This window comes from Corallococcus sp. BB11-1, assembly GCF_026626625.1.
In the GTDB taxonomy this organism is placed as follows: Bacteria; Myxococcota; Myxococcia; order Myxococcales; family Myxococcaceae; genus Corallococcus; species Corallococcus soli.
In genome coordinates this window covers 11,886-29,954 of sequence record NZ_JAPNJY010000039.1, presented here as the reverse complement: position 1 = coordinate 29,954, position 18,069 = coordinate 11,886, and the positions used below count along the sequence as shown (strand labels likewise).

Here is an 18,069-nt window from a genome sequence, read left to right as displayed (position 1 = left end):
GATCCTCCTGGCGATGCGCACAACCGCCGCCATGAAAGGCCGCATTCAGGCCTGTAGCAAGAAAAGGACAAGCCCCCGAGGTCCCTCGCCCGAGGAACCGTCAGGGGCTCATCAACCCAGCGGCAGCCATCCTCAGGGGACGCTGCGCGGGGGCTCACGCTAGGCGTGGACGCGGCGCCGTCCCGCTGCTCCGACGAGGAGTAGCACGAGGATCGATCCCACGACGGACATGATGATGCCGGACGCATGCAGGTCGAAGAGCCGCCCGTCGCGCTGGAAGAGCGAGCCGACGAGACCGCCGACCAGCGAGCCCACCATGCCCAGCAGGGTGGTGGCCACCAGGCCCATGCTCTGCTTGCCAGGGAGGATGGCCCGCGCGATGAGGCCCGCGATGAGGCCGATGATGATGAATGCGATGATCCCCATGAGAGTCTCTCCTTATTGAGGGACCCGCGAGGTCCCGAATGGCAGAAACGTAGGAATGGGCACACGGATCCGTGACCCAGGCTGGGGAGAGGGCCTGTCCGCCCGCCTGCTACCCGAGCGAGCCGTCCAGGTGCTGCATCACCGCGAGCGCCGCGAGCGCCGCCGTCTCCGTCCGCAGGATGCGCGCCCCCAGCGTGACGGGCCGCGCTCCCAGCTCGCGCAAGCCCGTGACCTCCTCGCGCGCCAGCCCGCCTTCGGGGCCAATCACCAGCGCCACCGGGGTGCCCGGCCCCACGCTCCGGAACGCTTCGCCCAGCGGCACCGCGGACTCCTCTTCATCCAGCACCAGCAGGAGCGTGCCCGGCGTCAGTGCGCGCGCGGCCTCCAGGAGCGGACGCGGCGGGTGCACGCGCGGCACGTCGTCGCGGCGACACTGGCGCGCGGCCTCCTCGACGATCTTGGACCACCGCTGGGTGCGCTCCTCGGCGCGCTTCGGCTCCAGCTTCACCACGCTGCGCGCGGTCGCCACCGGGTGGAACGCGGTGGCCCCAAGCTCGGTGCCCTTCTGCAGCACCCACTCCAGCTTGTCCCCCTTGGGCAGTCCCTGGAGCACGCTCATCTCGCGCGCGGGCGGCGTCACGCGCACGGTGCCCAGCACCAGCCGCACCTCCTCCGCGCCCAGGCTGCTGACGCGCGCCTCGAAGGCGCGGCCCTGGCCGTCGAACACCTCCAGCGCGTCGCCGTCAGCGAGCCGCAGCACGTGCACCAGGTAGTGGCGGCGCTCGCCCGTGAGCGTCACGTCGGAAGGGGCGGGCTCGGGCAGGGGGACGAAGAGGCGGACCACGGCGACTTCCTTGGAGGAGGGGCGCGAAGGATTCAGCAGCCCCCGCCTGGACACCAGCCCCGGCTTCCCCTTTTTTGGACACGTCTCCCCTGGAAGCCCCGGACGCGTCCCGGTGCGGCGGGACACGCGGATGCCCGCCCTGCTATGGGCCGCCACGCCCATGTCCACCTCCACGCCCACCTTCGTCGTCGAGTCCACCCGCTCCGGCTTCGTCGAGTCCCTCCACGTCGTCTCCGTCGCGGTGGTGAGCGCGGAGGGCGAACTCGTCGCGGCGGCCGGGGACCCGGACCGCGTCACCTTCTGGCGCTCGGCGGCCAAGCCCTTCCAGTCGCTGCCCCTGGTGCAGGACGGCGCGGCGGACCGCTACGGCTTCGGCTCGCGCGAGCTGGCGCTGGCGTGCGCGTCCCACTCCAGCGAACCCGTGCACCGCGCGCTCGCCATGCAGATGCTGCGCGCGTCAGGCTGTGACGAGAACCAGCTCGCGTGCGGCCCGCATCCCCCGCTGTCACAGGCCGTGGCGGAGGAGGCCTTGCGCGCGGGCGTGGCGCTGACGCCCCGGTGGAACAACTGCTCCGGCAAGCACGCGGGGATGCTCGCGCTGGCCCGGCACCACGGGTGGGACCCGAAGGGCTACGCCAGCGCCGGCCACCCGGTGCAGGAGCGCATCCAGGATGAAATCGCGAAGTGGACGGGCCTGCCGCGCGACGCGCTGGTGACGGGCGTGGATGGCTGCCTCGCGGTGTGCTTCGGCCTGCCCCTGCGCGCCATGGCCACCGCGTGGGCCCGCTTCGGCATCTCCGAGGACCCCGGCGCGCGCCGCCTGCGTGAAGCGATGCTGGCGCACCCGGAGCTGGTCGCGGGGAAGGGGCGCGCCTGCACGGACCTGATGACGGCCTTCCAGGGGGAGGCCGTGGTGAAGATTGGCGCGGAGGGCGTCTACTGCGCCGCGCTGCCCCGGGCCCGGCTGGGCGTGGCCCTCAAGGTGGAGGACGGCGATGCGCGCTGCGCCCCGCCCGCGCTGCTCACCGTGCTCCGCTTCGTGGCCGAACAGCAGGGCATCCCGCTGCCCATGACGGGCCTGGAACACCACTCGGAGCCGCGCCTCTTCAACACCCGGGGTGAAGCGGTGGGCTCCCTGCGCGTGGCCGGGTCGCTCGGCTTCGCGTGACGCCCGGAGACCCGCTGTAGCGCGGAAGGTCACACGCGCGCCGCGCCCCGTAACCCGCCCCGCTACAACCCCGGGGGCCCCGTCCGGCCCTTCTCCGGGGCGCCGGGACACGCCAGGCGGGCATGGGGACTGCAATGACTCCCGGCACACGGCGGGAGTCGCGAGGTCCTGAGGTAAAGGGGGAAAGCCTCGCGAGTCCAAGGCAGGGGTCGGGTTGGCGGACACCGTTCGCGACCCGACCCCCCTTTGTTTTCAGCGCTGCAAGTCGATGCGCACCCACTCGCCCTGCTGCGCGCCCGCCAGCACCTTGCACCCGAGCTGGCGGAACGCGGCCTCCACGTCCACCCGCTGGTGCGCGAGCACGCCCGCGAGCACCAGCCGGTCCTTCGCCTTGGCGACGATGAGGGGCGCCAGTTCGATCAGCGTGTTGGCCAGGATGTTGGCGAGCACCAGGTCGAAGGTGCCCGGCACCTGCGTCAGTTCGCGCTCGGAGATGTCCAGGTCCGGCGTCGCGTTGTCGGTGCAGTTCTCCCGCGCCAGCTCCACGCAGACGGGGTCGTTGTCGGTGCCCACCACGGTGCCCGCGCCCAGCTTCTTCGCGGCGATGGCGAGCACGCCCGTGCCGGTGCCCACGTCCAGCACGCTCGCGCCCGGGTGCGTGGCCATGAAGTCGTCCACCGCGGCCAGGCACAGCGCGGTGGTGGGGTGGTCCCCCGTGCCGAAGGCCATCTTCGGTTCAATGACGATGCGCAGCTTGTCCTTGGGCGCGTTCTCCGCTTCCCAGGGCGGGCCCACCCAGAGGCGGCCCACCTGCACGGACTTGATGAGCGACTTCCACTCGTTGCTCCAGTCCTGCTGGGGCTGCTCGTCCAGGGTGATGCGCGCGCTCGGGTGGGACTCGGCCACGGCGTCGCGGGCGGCCTCGGCGCTCTCGCGGTCCTCGAAGTAGGCGACGACGATGGCCTCACCCGGGGGAGGCGCGCGCACGCCCGGCATGATGGGCATGTCGGGGTCGCGGACCTCCAGGCCCAGGGCGCCGGACTCATGGAGCAGGTCCTGGAGAATCTCGGACGCTTCCTCCGCGATATCCACGGTGAGTGAAAGGTAGGTCTGGGACATGCGCCCCTTCTACCCCAGCCGGTGCGGCGTGGAAGCGCCGTTGGACGCTCCCACGCACGTCAGTTCCGACCCCGCTACGGCCCGACGACGGCCATGGCCATGCGGTCGAAGTCGATGACCCGGCGGGCCACCTCCTGCACGTCCGCGGCGGTCACCTTCGCCACGTGCTCGGAGTAGTGCAGGAAGTTGTCCAGCCCCACGCCGTAGCAGGTGTCCAGCGCGAGCAGCGTCGCGCGGGCGCTGTTGCGCTGCAGGTCGATTTCGTACGCGCCGATGATGTGCTGCTTGGCGCGCTCCAGCTCCGCGTCCGGAATCGGCTCGTCGCGGATGCGCTCCAGCTCCTTGCGCATGCCCGCCACGGCCGCGTCCACCTTCTCCGGGCTCGTGCCCATGTAGACGGCGAAGTAGCCCGGGTCCAACCCGTCCATGGAGAAGCTGCTCACGCTGTAGGCCATGGAACGCTTGTCGCGCAGCTCGACGAAGAGCCGGCCGCCCTGGCCCGACAGCACCGTGGACAGCACGTCCAGCGTGATGCGCCACGGGTCGGTGAGCCGCGCGGCCTGGAAGCCCATCACCAGGTGCGTCTGCGCGCGCGCCAGCTCCTTCTTCTCCGTGCGCGCTGACGAGGGAGGCGCCTCCGGCAGCACCGGCTTCGCCTTCACCGCGCCGCCCCGGGACGTGCCGAAGTATTCGAGCGCCAGCGCCCGCACCTCCTCCACCCGCACGTCGCCCACCACGCTCAACGTCATCTGCGAGGGGTCCATGTGCGCCCGGTGGTACGCGCGCAGCTGCTCCGACCCCAGCTTCTCCACCGACGCCTTCTCGCCCGTGAGCGGCAGCCGGTACGGGTGCTCGCGGTACAGCGTGCGCGCGAACAGCTCGAAGGCGAGGCTGGACGGCTTGTCCTCGCGGGTGAGGATGTCCTGGAGCAGCAGCGCCCGCTCCCGGGCGACCTCCTCCTCGCGGAAGGCGGGGTTGAGCAGGCAGTCGGCGAACAGCCGGAAGCCCGGCTCGAAATAGCGCGACAGGAAGTCCGCCTTCAGGCTCACGGAGTTGCGGCCGCCCTGGGCGCTGACGTTGCCCGCGTAGATGTCGCTCAGCTGGGAGACCTCATCCGCGCTGAGCGTGGCGGTGCCGCGCGTGAGGGTGCGGCTCACCAGGGTGGTGATGCCGTTGTCCTCGGGCGTCTCGTAGCGCAGGCCGCCGGAGAAGGCCGCGCGCATGGAGAACAGCGGCACGTGGGGCTCCACGCGCACCACCAGCGTCGCGCCGGAGGGCAGCTTCTCCTGGTGCACCTCCGAACGCGCGGAGGCCACCGCGCTCCGGGCCGGACGCGCCGGGGCCTCGGGGGGCACCGGCCGGGCCGCGCGCTCCGGGGGCGTGAGGCCCGGGGCCCTGGCCGCTTCGTCCAGCGCGGTGTTCACCGCGTCCTGCGTCAGCTCCGCGGCCGGCGGCACCAGCGCGGTGAAGATGGCGTGCTCCAGCCGCAGGTACTTCTGGGCGACGCGGAGCAGGTCCTCGCGCTTCAGCCCGCGGATGTCCTCCATGTAGCGGGCCTCGGACTCCAGGCCGCCGGGGCTCGTCTGGTACGAGCCCAGGTTGCGCGCGGTGCCCTGCACCGTCTCCTTGCGGTAGACGGACTCCGCCTCCACCGCGGACTTGAGCGTGCGCAGCTCGTCCTCGGGCACCAGCGTGGTGCGCAGCGCCTCCAGCACGCGCGCGGCCTGCGTGAGCGCCTTCGTCGCCTGGGCCGGCGGCAGCGTCAGGGCCACGGAGAAGATGCCGGGGTCCTTGGGCGTGTACGCGGAGGCGTGGATGTCATTGACCAGGTGCTGGCGGTGCTTCACCTCGCGCACCAGCCATGAAGACTCGCCCTGGCCGGCGATCATCGCCAGCATGTCCAGCGCGGGCACGTCCGGGTGCTCCAGCTCCGGGATGGGGAAGGACAGGTGCAGGTAGGCCTCCTTCACGTCCTCCGCCTGGATGTGGATGCGCCGGCCGGTGGGCGCCGCCTCGCGGGGGCGGGGCACCGGGCCCGCGTAGGGCCGGCCCCAGTCACCGCCGAAGATCTCCTCCACCCACTCGCGCAGCTCCGGCTCGCGCAGGTCTCCCGCGACGGACAGCACCAGGTTCTTCGGCGTGTAGTGCCGGTGGTAGAACTCCAGCACCTTCTCGCGGGTGAAGCTGCGCACGCTCTCCTCGGTGCCGATGACGGGCAGCCGGTAGGGGTGCGTCTGGAAGGCGGTGGCGAACAGGCCGCGCGAGGCGCGGCGCGACGGCGAGTCGAAGCTGCGCTTGATCTCCTCGCACACCACCTCGATTTCGCGCGCCAGCTCGTCCTTGTCGAACGCGGAGCGGCGCACCGCGTCCCCCAGGATGTCCAGGCCCGTGCGGGCGAACTGGCTGGCGATGACGATGTGGTAGACGGTCTGGTCGAAGGACGTCCAGGCGTTGATCTCCCCGCCGTGCGCTTCAATGTCGCGGGCGATCTCGCCGGGTCCGCGGCGCTCCGTGCCCTTGAAGAGCATGTGCTCGTGCAGGTGGGCGAGTCCGGCCTGGTCGGGCCGCTCGTCCGCGCTGCCGGCCTTGACCCAGACCTGGAAGGCCGCGACCTTGGCGGCGTGCTGCTCTTCGAAGACGACGGTGAGACCGTTGGGCAGGGCGTAGCGGATGGCCATAGGGAACGTCCGAAGCTGTCACCGCCCCCTCGGGGAGGCAAGGCGAGGTGTGCGAGGTGTGATGTTTGCCCCATTGGCTAACGTCCGGGGCCCCCCGCGTCGAGCGGACCGTGCCGCCTTCCTCCTGCCAGGCAGGCGAAGCGACGGCGGGTGTGTCGCGTAACTGGTGGAAACCCCCCGCCGCCAGTAACCTGGGAGCGCACATGCCGTCCCCTCCGGATGAGGCGGATCCGTTCGCGGACCTCAAGGATTTGCTGGATGACGGCGACGCCCCGGTGGCGGCGCCCGCCCCGGCGCCCTCCAGGCCGCTCACGGTTCCCAAGCCTCCCACCACAGCGCCTCCGCCCCTGCCGCCCCGCCGGCCGGCCGCCCCCCTGTCCGCCGAGCCGGCGGCCCGTCCCGCCGGGTCTCCGGCCACGCCCGCCCCCGTGGCGCCCCGCACCCCCGCGCCCATCGGGGGTGGAGGGTTGCCCACGACCGCCCCCCTGTCACCGGCCGCCGCGGCGCGCAGCCCCGGCAAGGGGGACCCCTTCGGGGAGCCCGCCGAACCCCGGCTGCCCATGGGTGGGTCGCCGGAGGAGAAGCTGGAGTTCTTCCGGGGCATCCTGAAGCAGAAGACGGAGACGCTGGCCCGGGCGCGCGCGCTGTACGCGGAGCGCGAGGCGGAGCTGGCCCCCCTGCGGGCCGCGCTGGAGAAGGCGCGCAAGGACGCGGGCGCGGCGGGGACGCCGGCCCAGGACGAGCAGCGCGCGCAGCTGGCCCAGGCGAAGCTCGCCGCGCTGGAGGCGGAGCTGGCCGCGTCGGAGGCGGACCGCCGGGACCTGTCCCGCGCGCTGGCGGAGGTGGAGTCGGAGGTCCCCCGACTGACGGAGGAGCTCCAGGTCGAACGCGAGTCGCGCGGCTCGATGGCGGAGGAGCTGGTCGGCGCCAAGGAGGCGCTGGGGCTCGCGCAGGACCGGGTGGCGGAGCTGGCCGCCGGCAAGTCCGAAGCCCAGGGCGCGCTGGAGGCCGTCCAGGAGCAGTACCAGTCGCTGCTCGGGGACGTGGAGCGGCTGACCGCCGACGTCCAGGCGCTCACCCAGGAGCGCGACGCGCTCACCCTGCGCGGCGGCCAGCTGGAGGCGGCGCTCGCGGAGGCGCAGGGGTCGCTGGGCACGCTGGAGAGCGAGAGCGACTGGTCGCGCAGCTCGCTGGAAGAGGCCCACAACCACGCGAAGCTGCTGGAGGGCGAACGGGACGCCGCGCGCCGGCAGCTCGCGGTGGTGGAGGACGGGCTGCGCTCGCTCCAGACGCACGTGACGGAGCTGGAGCGGACGCTCGCGCTGAAGGACGCGGACGCGGTGGGCCTGCGCGCCGCGCTCACCGCGCGCACGGCGGAGGCCGCGGAGCTGCCCTCGCTGCGCAGCGCCCTGGAGGGCCGCGCGGCGGAGGCCGGCCAGGCCCTGGCGCGCGTGCGCGCGCTGGAAGCGGAGCTGGCCCAGGCGAAGGAAGGCGTCCGCCAGGACATCGAGGCCGCGGAGGTCCGCGCGCGGATGGCCGAGTCGGAGCTGGCCTCGCTGAAGGAGGTGCTGGAGGCGGCCGAGGTCGAGCAGGTGTCGCTGCGCGACCGGATGGAGTCGGACGCGGCGGCGCTCGGCGAGGCGGTGCAGGACGCCGAGACGCGCGTGCACGACGCCGAGGCCCGGGTGCGGGACGCCGAGGCCAGGGTGGCGGAGCTGACGGCCCAGGTGACGGCCGCGGACACCGAGCGCGAGTCGCACCAGCAGCAGCTGGCCGCGCTGGACCGCAAGGTGGCCACCACCCAGGCGGAGCGCGTCGGCTTCTCCGCGCGCGTGTCCATGCTGGAGACGGCCGTGGGCCAGCGCGACGCGGAGCTCCTGCGCCTGCAGGCCCAGGTCGCCAAGGCGCAGGAGGAGCTGACGCTGGAGCGCGCCCGGCGCGAGGCGGTGGAAGCCGAGGCCGCGGACGCCCGGGTGAACGCCGCGGAAGCCGAGGCCCGCGTGGACGCCCTGGCCGCGGGGCAGGGGGGGCAGCGCGACGAGCTGGCCGCCCTCACCGAGCAGTTGGAGGCGGCCCGCGCGGAAGCGGACAAGGTGGACCGGCTCCAGCAGCGCGTGAAGATGGTGGAGGGCGCGCTGGAGGCATCCGAATCCAAGCGCCGCGTCGCCGAAGCGCAGGCGGTCCGGGTGAAGGATCTGGACGCGCAGCTCGCCCAGCTCAACGCCGCGCTGCAGGCGGAGCAGGCGGCACGACAGCTGCTCGAAGCCCAACTGGAGGAGGCACCGTCGGCCGCTTCGGGCGTCCCTGCTGACTGGGAGCAGGAGCGCGAGCAGCTCAGGGCGGACATGGCCTCCATGAAGCGCAAGCTGATGGCGGCCGAGGCGGCGCTCGAATCGGCCGCCAGCACCAAGGCGAAGGTGGCGAGGCTGGAAGCGCAATTGAAGGCACTGAAGTAGAGGTTCCACCTCCATGTCCTTCGCCGCGCCCACGGATCCGCTCACGGGGATGCAGGCGGCCCGCTTCGGGCTGTACCTGCACTTCCCGTACTGCCTGGCCAAGTGCCCCTACTGCGACTTCGCGGTGGCGGTGGCGCGCCAGGTGCCGGAGGAGCGGTACGCGGACGCGGTGCTCGCGGAGCTGGACGCGCGGCTGTCTGCGGACCCCTCGCTGCGAACGAAGCCGCTGGAGTCGCTCTTCCTGGGCGGGGGCACGCCGTCCCTCTGGCACCCCCGCTACGTGGCGCGGGTGCTGGAGGGCATCGCCGCGCGCATGTCGCTCGCGCCGGGCCTGGAGGTGTCGCTGGAGGGCAACCCGGAGCGCTCGGACGCGGAGCGCTTCGCCGGCTACCGCGCCGCGGGCATCAACCGGCTGTCGCTGGGCGTGCAGTCCTTCCAGCCCCGGACGCTGAAGGCCCTGGGCCGCGCGCACGACGCGGCCATGGTGGAGGGCGCGGTGGCGGCGGCGCGCAAGGCGGACTTCCCGGTGGTGGCGCTGGACTTCATCTACGGCGTGCACGGCCAGACGCGCGCGGAGGTGGAGGCGGACGCGCTCCGCGCCGTGGCGCTGGCCCCCGAGCACCTGTCCACCTACGCGCTGACGGTGGAGCGCGAGGTGCTGGCGGAGGACACGCCGCTGTCCAAGCAGCTGGCGCGAGGGGAGCTTACGCTGCCGGAGGACGACGACGTGGTGGCCATGGCCCGCACGGTGCGCGACGTGTACGGCGCCCACGGCCTCGCCCGCTACGAGGTGTCCAACCACGCGCGCCCCGGCTTCAGCTCGCGGCACAACGCGCTCTACTGGACGGGCGGCGAGTACCTGGCGCTGGGCGTAGGCGCCACAGGCATGCTGCTGTCGCCCCAGCCCCACCGCTACGTCAACCTGCGCAGCCCGGAGGCGTACCTGCGCGCGGTGGAGGAGGGCCGGGTGCCGGAGGCGAGCCGCGAGGACCTGGCGCCCGAGGAGCTCTTCGCCGAGCGACTGAGCATGGGCTTGCGCCTGGTGTCGGGGGTGGACTGGGAGGCCGTGTGTGAGCGATACGGCCAGCCCGTGGAGCCCCGGCGCGCGGAGGTCGAGCGGCTGGTGGCCCATGGCTTCGCCACCCGGGACGGGCGCAGACTGGCCCTGACGGAGCGGGGCGCGGACGTGCACAGCGCCATCTGTGCGCGGCTGCTCTAGGACGGGATGACCGCTCGCGGAGCGGGGGTGTCGGATGAGGAAGGACGTTCGAGCGTGCTGACCAAGTGGTTGTTGTGGATGGGCCTGACGTTGCTGACGGGCAGCCCCCTCCTGTCGTTGGCCCTGCTGGTGGTGCTGCTGTTCGCGGCGGACCGCTTCACGCTCCAGCTGTTTCCCAGCCCGGTGCGCGCCCTGAAGCGGTGGCAGCGCGCCGGAGAGCTGGCCGGCACCATCCTCACCAACACCCACGACCGCCGCGCCCGCGCGGAGCTGGCCGACATCCGCCTGGGCCAGAAGCGCTACGCGGAAGCGGTGGACCTCCTGCGCCCCAACCTGGACGCGGGCGACGACGACGTGGACACCCTCTACCTGCTGGGCGTGGCCTACCTGGGCGCGGGGGATGCTCCCAAGGGCGAGCTGCTGCTCGACGAGGCCGCCCGCCTGGACGCCGACTACCGCCAGGGCGCCATCGACCTGGAGCGCGGCCGCTTCCGCCTCCAGTACGGCGACCTCAAGGGCGCGCGCGAAGCCCTGGAGCGCTTCCTCCAGGTGCGCCAGGGCTCGGTGGAGGGCCGCGTGCTGCTGTCGCGCGTGCTGGCGAAGGAAGGGCTCGCGGCGGAGGCGAAGGCGACGCGCGACGCCGCCTGGCGCGAGTACACCGTGGCGCCCCGCTTCCAGCGCCGGCGCGACCGCTGGTGGGCCTGGCGCGCGCGGCCCTCCCGGCCGCTGACGTACGCCGCCGTGGCGCTGGTGATGATGGGGGTGGGGGCCTACGCGACCCGCCACCTGCCCACGCACGACGTGGCGCCGCGCTACTACTACGATGAGGCTCCCTACGCCGCGGAGGACCTGGGCGGGGACGACGCGGAGTAGTCCGCGCACGTCCGCTCCCCAGGCTTCCGCCCGACCCCAGGCCGAGGCTTCCGCGCATGTTCCCCCCGCCGTCCCAGGTGCTGCGCCAGCGGGAGGGAACGCTGGAGGACACGCCCTTCCCGCTGCTGCTGCACGCGCTGATGGTGGAGGAGCGCACCTGCACGCTGGAGCTCAAGGTGCGCCAGCGCGAGAAGCGCATCATCTTCGAGGACGGCGCGCCGGTGGCGTGCCACTCCAACCTCCTGCACGAGACGCTGGGCAAGTACCTGGTGGAGAAGGGCCGCCTGACGGAGGGCGACTACCAGAAGGCCCTGGCGGAGAGCGTGTCCTCCGGCCACCAGATGGGCGCGCTGCTGGTGCAGAAGGCGCTCATCAGCCCCTTCGACCTCTACAAGCAGCTCCAGGCGAACCTGGCGCACAAGCTGCTGGACTGCTTCCGCTGGACGGACGCGCGCTACCGGCTCATCTCGGACGTGGAGGCCCCGGACGCCACCGTGCGCGCCAACAGCGCGCAGCTCATCCTCACCGGCGTCTCCACCCAGCTGCCCTTCGACGCCGTCGCCACGCACTTCACCTTCACCGACGACCGCCGCTTCGGGCAGATGCCCGGCGTGGAGTCCGCGCCCAAGCTGTCCTCGAAGGACGCGCGCCTCTTCCAGGCCCTGCGCCAGCGGCCCACCTTCAACGAGCTGCTGGAGCGCACCGGCTTCGACATGGAGTCCGTGCTGCGCCGCCTCTACGCCCTGTGCCTCCTGGGCGTGGCGGGCTTCGTGGAGGACGTGGACCAGAGGGCCGCGGAGGTCGCCGCGAAGGCCCCGTCCGCGCCCGAACCGGTGGCGGCCCCCGAGCCCGTGGCGGTGGTGGCCCCGATGGCCCCCACCGGCACGCCCTTCGCGGATGAAGACGAGGCCGCGCGCAACGCGCTCGTGGGCGCGTTCCTCTCCCACCGGAGCCAGGATCCGTTCGCGCTCCTGGACGTGCCGGAGGACGTGCAGCCGGTGGCGCTGCGCAAGGCGTTCCTCGCCGCCGCGGACCGGTGCTCCCCGCTGCGCTTCCAGACCTCGGAGCTGAAGGAGAAGGCCGAAGGGCTGCTCGCCGCCTACGCCCGGGCCTACGGCGCGCTGTCGGAGCCGGAGCAGAACGCGCTGTGGAAGAAGCGCCGGCAGGCCCACCGGGAGAAGGCCCGGGGCACCGGCCGGCCCACGGCGGCCGAACAGTTCCGCATCCGCACCGACCTCCTGGACGCGACCACCCAGTTCGACGAGGCGAAGCGGCGCCTGGAGGCGCGCAACTTCCCGGGCGCCTTCGAGTACTTCGAGTACGCCTGCGACATCGACCCCCGGCCGCTCTACCAGGCCCACCGCGCCTGGGCGCGCTACCTGATGAAGCCGGAGGCCCACGGCCGGCTCGTGCTCCAGGAGCTCCAGGAGCTGGTGCGCCAGGAGCCCGGCCTGGAGGAGGGCTGGGCCTTCCTGGGCGACGTGGCCCGGGGGGAAGGCCAGTGGGCGCTCGCGGAGGACGCGCTGCGCAAGGCCTTCAAGTTGAACCCCCAGCAGCGCCGCTACGTGGCGCTCATCCAAGACATCGCCCGGCGGCGGTGAGCGCCACCGGGCGGGTGCGGCACCTACGGCAGGGCGTTGAACCTGGCGCGCTGCTCCGCTGACAGGCTCTGGCCGTCTGACAGGTCACCGATCGCCTGATCGACATAGGCGGCGTCCTGCTTGCTCAAGGTCTTGCCTTCCAGGATCTTGAACAGCTCCTGGAAATCTTCGTACTGGGTCACCTTGCCCAGGTCGAACTCGCTGCTCAGGGCCGACGTGTCGCGCCCGCTGTTGGTGCAGTAGGCGAAGATGGGCTGGAAGTACCGCTCCTGGGGCGGCACCAGGATGGAGATGCGCTGCGCGATGATCCCGTTCTGCACCTCGCGGCTCCGGGACACGAAGATGAGCCCCGGGGGAAGCTCCAGGGGGATGGGAAGATTCGTGGTGTTGTTGAAGACGAGGCAGAGCTGCACCTGCTCGCCATGCCCCTTGGCCTGATCCTCATACTTGTAGTCGCAGTCCTCGGGGTCGGCGCTGTTGTAGCCCTTGATGGGCGTCTCCACGGTCAGGCCCTCCGGCAGGATGAAGGGGAGGCCCTCCGGCTCCTCTTCGTTGAGGCCCATCCCAGGACGGTGCACCGGGTCGGTGGTTCCTCCCCCGTCGGGCTTGTCGATGGGATCCTCCTCATCGCCGCAGGCCGCCAGGGCCACCGCCATCGCCACCACACCCGCGCGCCATGCCAGATGCCAGTTCATCACCGCTCCTCCTGATCGCTGCTCGTTCGCTTCCCACGTCCGGCCCGCTTCACGTCGGACCCGCTCGAGACCACGCGCGCCCGGATGCGTCAAGCGCTCCTGGCGGCGGGCCACGGGGGAATGTCCGACAGGCTGGACGGCGACCACGCCCCGTCCAGTTGGCGGATGCCCTTCATGCTTGCCTGTGGAGGATAAGGTGGAGGTAAATCGAGGTCTGGAAGACTCCTACCTTTTGTTTGACCGGGTGACAGCCATGCGCGGCAGGGGCGAATCAGGCCAGGTAGCGGTGGAGACGGCCATCGTCCTCCCCCTCTTTGTCTTCTTGCTGCTGGGCATCCTGCAACTGGGCATGATGCATCAGGCCCGCCTGCTGACGAAGTACGCGGCCTACAAGGCCGTGCGCGCCGGCTCCCTCCACAACGCGGACGTGGAGGTGATGGAGAGGGCCGCGCTCGCGGTGCTGCTGCCCATGGTGAGCCAGGCGGGCGGCGGTGGGGCGGAGGTCCTCAAGCCCATCGCCAGCGCCTCGGACTTCGCGCAGAAGTGGAACTCGTCGGGCATCTCGCAGAACAAGATGCCGGATGCGGACCTGAAGTACGCACAGGTCCACATCTGCGGCCCGCTCAAGGCGGACATCACCTCCGGCACCCATGCCAACAAGGAACTCGACTTCGACGACCCCCGGGTCGCGTCCGGCGGTGACTGGGCGGAGAGCCTGCGCACCAAGCTGAGCATCCAGGTGACGTTCAACTACCGCCTGCCCATCCCCTTCGCGGACGTCACCATCTTCAACATCGCCCGCGGGCAGAAGGCCCTTCCGTACGTGCTGAGGCTCGGGAAGGAAGAGAACCACACGAAGAAGTCGTACGTCGACTTCCGGACCGATCCCCTGGATGCCGCGGCGGAGAACAAGCTCTACATCCTGCCCATCCGCGCCACCTACATCATGCGGATGCACTCGAACTTCTACCTCACGCAGAAAGCCCTCCCGGAAGTGAACAAATGCACCTTCACGTTCGACCAGGCGGCGGAATGAGCTCGAAACGCGTTCGTCGAAGCCGTGCCCGGGGCCAGTCGCTGGTACTGGCCTGTCTGTCCTTCCTCCTGCTCGCGCTGATGACGACGCTCAGCTTCAACCTGAGCCACGCCCTGCGTGAGAAGATGAGCCTGCAGCAGCACAGCGACACCATGGCCTACTCCATGGCCGTGCTGGAGGCGCGCTCGCTCAACTACTACGCGGTCACCAACCGCTCCATCGCCGCCTCCTACGCGGCCATGACCACCATGCACGGCTACATGGCGGCCGCCAGCGTGACCGGCGACATGATGAGCGCCGGCAGCACGAACTTCGTCATGATCGCCATCATGGAGCTGGCGCAGTGCTACCCCAAGCTCACGCACTGCATTCATGCTGCTGAGGCGCTCAAGATCTCGAGCAAGTACAGTCAGAAGGCCAACGACTACAACAAGAAGGTCAAGAACCTCGAGAGCGACTTCAACAAGATCATCAAGAACCTCGACAAGATGGCCAACTCCCTGCACGCCTCGCAGGCCGCGGTGCACAGGTCGACGGCCAACGCGGTGCGGGACGGCCAGTCGGCGGACCTCAAGAAGCTCACCGAGTACAACGCGCCGGGTGCGTCCACCGTGGCCACGGGGGTGGGCAGCATCAACACGGATGAGTTCAACTGCGTGGTGGACGGGATGAACTGCCAGAAGGCGCAGAGCACCTCCACCCAGGCGCGCGCCCGCTCGATGACGGAGGTCGCCAACGCGACCCGTCCAAGCTGGGCCACCGACCGTGGCATCCCGGTGCTGATGAATGGCATCCCCTCGTATCTGAACAACAAGTTCCAGAAGTCGCTCCTCAAGGACATCCCAAGCCGCGGCACCCACATCGGCTTCGACCATAAGGGCACGGCGAAGGTCGTGAAGCAGATGGGTGACGTCCACGGCAATGGTCAGTATGGCGGCAACACGGGGGATGCCGTCGCCGCGGATGAGCACGGCACGCTCTTCCAGCAGTGGCGCGATGGCGCGTGGATCTCGTCGTATGACGCCAAGATCAGCAGCCGCGCGAGCGGCAGCGAGCACTCGCCGAACGGTGCCCATAGCGGCCAGCACTCCGAGTTCAAGGGCGTCAACACCAAGGACCTGGCCTCGTGCGCCACGGAAGGCAACTGCTTCATGAAGTTCCGCGGCATTGACTCCAAGGCGGAGGACTGGGGCCAGCCGCGCGCCTACAGCTACACCACCCGGCAGTTCTTCAACGGCTCCTACGCCAAGGCGCCCTGGGAGCTCAACAGCTCCGGCACCCTCAAGTTCGGCCACGGAGCGCAGGGGACGGGCTCGCTGCGGCTCGCGCCGGGAGAAGGGGCCGCCCTCTCCAAGGCGCTCGTCTACTACCACCGCCTGGGACCGAACGGCTGGAAGGAGTCCCCCAGCCTCTTCAATCCCTACTGGCGCGCCAAGCTCCACCCGTTCTCGGCCGAGGAGGCGTCGAGGGTGCTCAGCGCCGCGAACAATTCGGACGGCAGCCAAATCGCGTCATCCGCACAGGACCTGCCCCTATGAACCGTCGCCATCACGTCCGCCGCCGTGGCGCCGCCTCCGTGGAGATGGCGCTGTCGATGATCGTCCTCATCCCCATCTTCCTGTACTCGGTGTTCCTGGACGACCTGCTGCGCTACTCACTGGATGCCCAGGAGGGCGCGCTCTCCACGGTGTGGGACTACACCGTGCAGGACTTCACCAAGGCCCCCACCGATGTGCAGCGCTTCGCCCGCCTGACCTTCTGCGACCACGAGTCCGGTATCGACCGGCCGGAGGCCATGACCGGCGGCAAGTACGATGACTGTGAAGTCCCTGACCACCACAAGGCCGTGGTGGCCCACGTCTGCTGGCTGAATGCCAACGCCAAGCAGGTGACGTGCCAGATTGACGAGGGCGCAGGGAGGTCCATGGACCCCAGGCACCAGGCCTTCCACAGCCAGTACACCCGGGGCGGTCTGGTGCAGTGCGAGGCCCGGGCCGTGGTGGAGAACTACATGCTGCCCGAAACGTTCCTGCCCGAGTTCAGCAAGGAGAAGCTGACCAAGAAGCAATGGCAGAACGACAGCGCGAACGCGGTCCACGACAACGCCACGGCGGGCGAGGCCGGGGCGGGCGGCATGGGGACGCGTATCGAGGGCAATGCCTACTTCCTCAAGCAGCAGCAGATGTCCGTCTTCACCGACACCTGGGCGCTCACCCAGGAGGCCGACACGGAGCCCGGAGACAAGAGCGGTGAGATGTATGACCGGGTGAACTTCACCTACCGCACGAGCGAGGGGTACACGAACGTGGTCTCGGAGTACCCGACGTTCATGCAGAACATCACCCAGGACCTGCTGTCGATGCAGTACCTGCCCCTCTTTGGGGCCGACAACATCCTCACCCCGAACCTGGCCATCAAGCCGCATACGGGCAACACCATGCCCTCCATCAGGGTGGCGCAGGAGGGGCGCGGCGGAAGCTCGTCGAACTACTTCACCACCGAGTGGAGGGACTGGGAGTCGAACAAGAGCGAGAACATCTACAACAACAGCGACCGCGGCGACTGGTACATGGGCTGCAAGGAAGCTGAGCAGTGCTGAAGGAGCTCGCCCACCATCCTGCGTTTCGCGCGGGGACGCTCCTGGCGTCCGTCGCCGTGGTGGGCGTGCTCCTTGGCGTGGCCTGGGAGGATGTCCGCTACAGCGGCGCCCCCACGGCGCTGGAGCGGGTGGAGGCCCAGGTGGAAGCGCGGGAGACCGCGCAGGACACGGGGCTTCCGGCCCGTACGAAGCGGGACGAGGCCATCCTGGCGCGGACGTTGACGTACTTTCCGCCCTACCCGAAGGCGAGCCGTCCGGAAGCGCTGGCCGCTGACTACATGGGGCCGGACGCGCCCATCGCGGTGTCCTGGTTCGCCACCACGGACTCGTCGGACCAGGTGCTCGAGCACTACCGCAAGGTGCTCCTGGACCAGGGCCTGCCCGTCATCGGCATGCGCTTCAACCCGAACGCGGGCTACGTGGGCTACTGGGTCCCGGACACCGAGGAGGTTCGCCTCGTCTCCACGCTGCACCAGGGTGGGGAGACGATGGCGTTCGTGTCCGCCGGGCAGATGGCCAACGTGCTGAACCGCGACAGCCGGGTGCCGGATTGGATCCCCGTGCCCCCGGGCCTGCAGGTGACCTCCTCCCTGACGCTGAAGATGGAAGGGCTCGACAACACCACGGTGACCGGCACGATGTCCGCCGCGACCGTGGAGGCGGCGGAGCAGATCTACCGGAAGACGCTGCGCTCCCGGGGCTGGGTGGCGGAGGACGGCAGCTCTCCAAGCTTCCAGCAGCGGGAGTTGACGGTCAGCAACACGGGCCTGCGTGGGCAGGTCATCCTGAAGCAGGCGGCCGGCGACGAGGTGGAGTTCCACCTGTCGCTGATGCAGAAGGCGGAGGCCGTGCCATGAACACGGTGCGAGAGGAGCGCTGGAGCATGAAGAAGCTTGGTGGCTGGACCCTGGCGATGGGCGTGAGCGCGATGCTGTTCGTGGCTCCGTCGGCCTGGGCGAAGGAGTGCGCGCGGGTTTGCGTCGACGACCTGGCGAGGAACTCGAAGCTGTGCAAGCAACACGCGAAGAACAAGTCGGTCGAGTGCGTGCAGATGATGACGCAGGCGAAGGACGAGTGCCTCAAGGAGTGCAAGAATCCGTCGCAGAAGGCGGCGCCCCAGGAGGACGACTCCCATGAAGACGACTCCCATGAAGACGAGCACTGAGCTGCTGCGCCGCCAGCGCCTTCAGCGCGGCCAGGCGATGTCCGAGTACGGCGTCATCTCCGCGGCCTTCTTCGGCTTCTCGGTGATGAGCTGGCCGTTCCTCGTGCAGTTGATCAACGCCCTGCACACCTACTTCCAGTCCGTCTACTACGTCATCCAGTCCCCCATCCCCTGATGCGGTGATGGGAGG

Annotated in this window: 16 protein-coding genes; 11 read left to right on the top strand and 5 right to left on the bottom strand. The window is 70.5% G+C overall.

What is annotated here, in order from left to right; translation table 11 throughout:
* Positions 1–159 precede the first annotated feature (159 nt).
* A complete protein-coding gene (locus OV207_RS32690) occupies positions 160–426 on the bottom strand; it encodes a GlsB/YeaQ/YmgE family stress response membrane protein (RefSeq protein WP_193346859.1) in 267 nt (88 codons plus the stop codon).
* 109 nt (positions 427–535) lie between these two features.
* Positions 536–1,270: a 16S rRNA (uracil(1498)-N(3))-methyltransferase gene (locus OV207_RS32685; protein WP_267558984.1), complete on the bottom strand. Its 735-nt coding sequence runs from the start codon at positions 1,268–1,270 to the stop codon at positions 536–538.
* 130 nt (positions 1,271–1,400) lie between these two features.
* Between OV207_RS32685 and OV207_RS32680 the strand changes: the two genes are divergently transcribed.
* Positions 1,401–2,438 (top strand): asparaginase, encoded by a 1,038-nt coding sequence (locus tag OV207_RS32680; RefSeq protein WP_267558983.1) that lies wholly within the window; start codon positions 1,401–1,403, stop codon positions 2,436–2,438.
* A 252-nt stretch (positions 2,439–2,690) separates the two neighbouring features.
* On the opposite strand, the gene OV207_RS32675 is transcribed toward OV207_RS32680, so the two are convergent.
* Both OV207_RS32675 and OV207_RS32670 read right to left on the bottom strand, forming a co-directional pair.
* Positions 2,691–3,557 (bottom strand): 50S ribosomal protein L11 methyltransferase, encoded by an 867-nt coding sequence (locus tag OV207_RS32675; protein ID WP_267558981.1) that lies wholly within the window; start codon positions 3,555–3,557, stop codon positions 2,691–2,693.
* Positions 3,558–3,631: 74 nt separating this feature from the next.
* Positions 3,632–6,235 carry a M16 family metallopeptidase gene (locus OV207_RS32670; protein ID WP_267558978.1) on the bottom strand — a complete coding sequence of 868 codons (2,604 nt, stop codon included), beginning with the start codon at positions 6,233–6,235 and terminating at the stop codon, positions 3,632–3,634.
* Between the two features lie 203 nt (positions 6,236–6,438).
* Here OV207_RS32670 and OV207_RS32665 point away from each other — a divergent pair, with 203 nt between their 5' ends.
* From OV207_RS32665 to OV207_RS32650, 4 genes are read left to right on the top strand one after another with little or no spacing between them, the layout of a single operon-like run.
* Complete coding sequence (locus OV207_RS32665) at positions 6,439–8,691, top strand: plectin 1 isoform 8 (RefSeq protein WP_267558976.1); 2,253 nt, start codon at positions 6,439–6,441, stop codon at positions 8,689–8,691.
* A 13-nt stretch (positions 8,692–8,704) separates the two neighbouring features.
* The gene (gene hemW, locus OV207_RS32660; protein WP_267558975.1) at positions 8,705–9,910 is read left to right on the top strand and encodes a radical SAM family heme chaperone HemW; all 1,206 of its coding nucleotides are present in this window, start codon (positions 8,705–8,707) and stop codon (positions 9,908–9,910) included.
* A 57-nt stretch (positions 9,911–9,967) separates the two neighbouring features.
* On the top strand, positions 9,968–10,783 hold the full coding sequence (locus OV207_RS32655; protein ID WP_227026903.1) for a hypothetical protein: 816 nt from the start codon (positions 9,968–9,970) through the stop codon (positions 10,781–10,783).
* A 56-nt stretch (positions 10,784–10,839) separates the two neighbouring features.
* A complete protein-coding gene (locus OV207_RS32650; RefSeq protein ID WP_267558973.1) occupies positions 10,840–12,384 on the top strand; it encodes a DUF4388 domain-containing protein in 1,545 nt (514 codons plus the stop codon).
* A 23-nt stretch (positions 12,385–12,407) separates the two neighbouring features.
* Here the strand turns inward: OV207_RS32650 and OV207_RS32645 are convergent, their stop codons facing one another.
* Positions 12,408–13,079 (bottom strand): hypothetical protein, encoded by a 672-nt coding sequence (locus OV207_RS32645; RefSeq protein ID WP_267558972.1) that lies wholly within the window; start codon positions 13,077–13,079, stop codon positions 12,408–12,410.
* Between the two features lie 253 nt (positions 13,080–13,332).
* Between OV207_RS32645 and OV207_RS32640 the strand changes: the two genes are divergently transcribed.
* The 6 genes from OV207_RS32640 to OV207_RS32615 are packed head-to-tail and all read left to right on the top strand — an operon-like array spanning position 13,333 to position 18,054.
* The gene (locus tag OV207_RS32640) at positions 13,333–14,115 is read left to right on the top strand and encodes a TadE/TadG family type IV pilus assembly protein (RefSeq protein WP_193346868.1); all 783 of its coding nucleotides are present in this window, start codon (positions 13,333–13,335) and stop codon (positions 14,113–14,115) included.
* On the top strand, positions 14,112–15,653 hold the full coding sequence (locus OV207_RS32635) for a hypothetical protein (RefSeq protein WP_267558968.1): 1,542 nt from the start codon (positions 14,112–14,114) through the stop codon (positions 15,651–15,653). The genes OV207_RS32640 and OV207_RS32635 overlap by 4 nt, the downstream gene beginning before the upstream one ends.
* Positions 15,650–16,714, top strand: coding sequence for a hypothetical protein (locus OV207_RS32630; protein ID WP_267558966.1), 1,065 nt, complete (start codon positions 15,650–15,652; stop codon positions 16,712–16,714). Before OV207_RS32635 ends, OV207_RS32630 begins: the two co-directional genes overlap by 4 nt.
* A complete protein-coding gene (locus OV207_RS32625) occupies positions 16,708–17,571 on the top strand; it encodes a hypothetical protein (protein WP_267558964.1) in 864 nt (287 codons plus the stop codon). Before OV207_RS32630 ends, OV207_RS32625 begins: the two co-directional genes overlap by 7 nt.
* Complete coding sequence (locus OV207_RS32620; RefSeq protein WP_267558961.1) at positions 17,568–17,879, top strand: hypothetical protein; 312 nt, start codon at positions 17,568–17,570, stop codon at positions 17,877–17,879. The genes OV207_RS32625 and OV207_RS32620 overlap by 4 nt, the downstream gene beginning before the upstream one ends.
* Positions 17,863–18,054, top strand: coding sequence for a hypothetical protein (locus tag OV207_RS32615; RefSeq protein WP_267558959.1), 192 nt, complete (start codon positions 17,863–17,865; stop codon positions 18,052–18,054). Before OV207_RS32620 ends, OV207_RS32615 begins: the two co-directional genes overlap by 17 nt.
* Positions 18,055–18,069 lie beyond the last annotated feature (15 nt).

Bases quoted from the DNA above. Each gene is read 5' to 3' on its own strand.
- OV207_RS32690 (WP_193346859.1), bottom strand. From the start codon at position 426: ATGGGGATCATCGCATTCATCATCATCGGCCTCATCGCGGGCCTCATC.
- OV207_RS32680 (WP_267558983.1), top strand. From the start codon at position 1,401: ATGCCCGCCCTGCTATGGGCCGCCACGCCCATGTCCACCTCCACGCCC.
- OV207_RS32675 (WP_267558981.1), bottom strand. From the start codon at position 3,557: ATGTCCCAGACCTACCTTTCACTCACCGTGGATATCGCGGAGGAAGCG.
- OV207_RS32670 (WP_267558978.1), bottom strand. From the start codon at position 6,235: ATGGCCATCCGCTACGCCCTGCCCAACGGTCTCACCGTCGTCTTCGAA.
- OV207_RS32665 (WP_267558976.1), top strand. From the start codon at position 6,439: ATGCCGTCCCCTCCGGATGAGGCGGATCCGTTCGCGGACCTCAAGGAT.
- hemW (WP_267558975.1), top strand. From the start codon at position 8,705: ATGTCCTTCGCCGCGCCCACGGATCCGCTCACGGGGATGCAGGCGGCC.
- OV207_RS32650 (WP_267558973.1), top strand. From the start codon at position 10,840: ATGTTCCCCCCGCCGTCCCAGGTGCTGCGCCAGCGGGAGGGAACGCTG.
- OV207_RS32645 (WP_267558972.1), bottom strand. From the start codon at position 13,079: ATGAACTGGCATCTGGCATGGCGCGCGGGTGTGGTGGCGATGGCGGTG.
- OV207_RS32640 (WP_193346868.1), top strand. From the start codon at position 13,333: ATGCGCGGCAGGGGCGAATCAGGCCAGGTAGCGGTGGAGACGGCCATC.
- OV207_RS32635 (WP_267558968.1), top strand. From the start codon at position 14,112: ATGAGCTCGAAACGCGTTCGTCGAAGCCGTGCCCGGGGCCAGTCGCTG.
- OV207_RS32630 (WP_267558966.1), top strand. From the start codon at position 15,650: ATGAACCGTCGCCATCACGTCCGCCGCCGTGGCGCCGCCTCCGTGGAG.
- OV207_RS32620 (WP_267558961.1), top strand. From the start codon at position 17,568: ATGAACACGGTGCGAGAGGAGCGCTGGAGCATGAAGAAGCTTGGTGGC.
- OV207_RS32615 (WP_267558959.1), top strand. From the start codon at position 17,863: ATGAAGACGAGCACTGAGCTGCTGCGCCGCCAGCGCCTTCAGCGCGGC.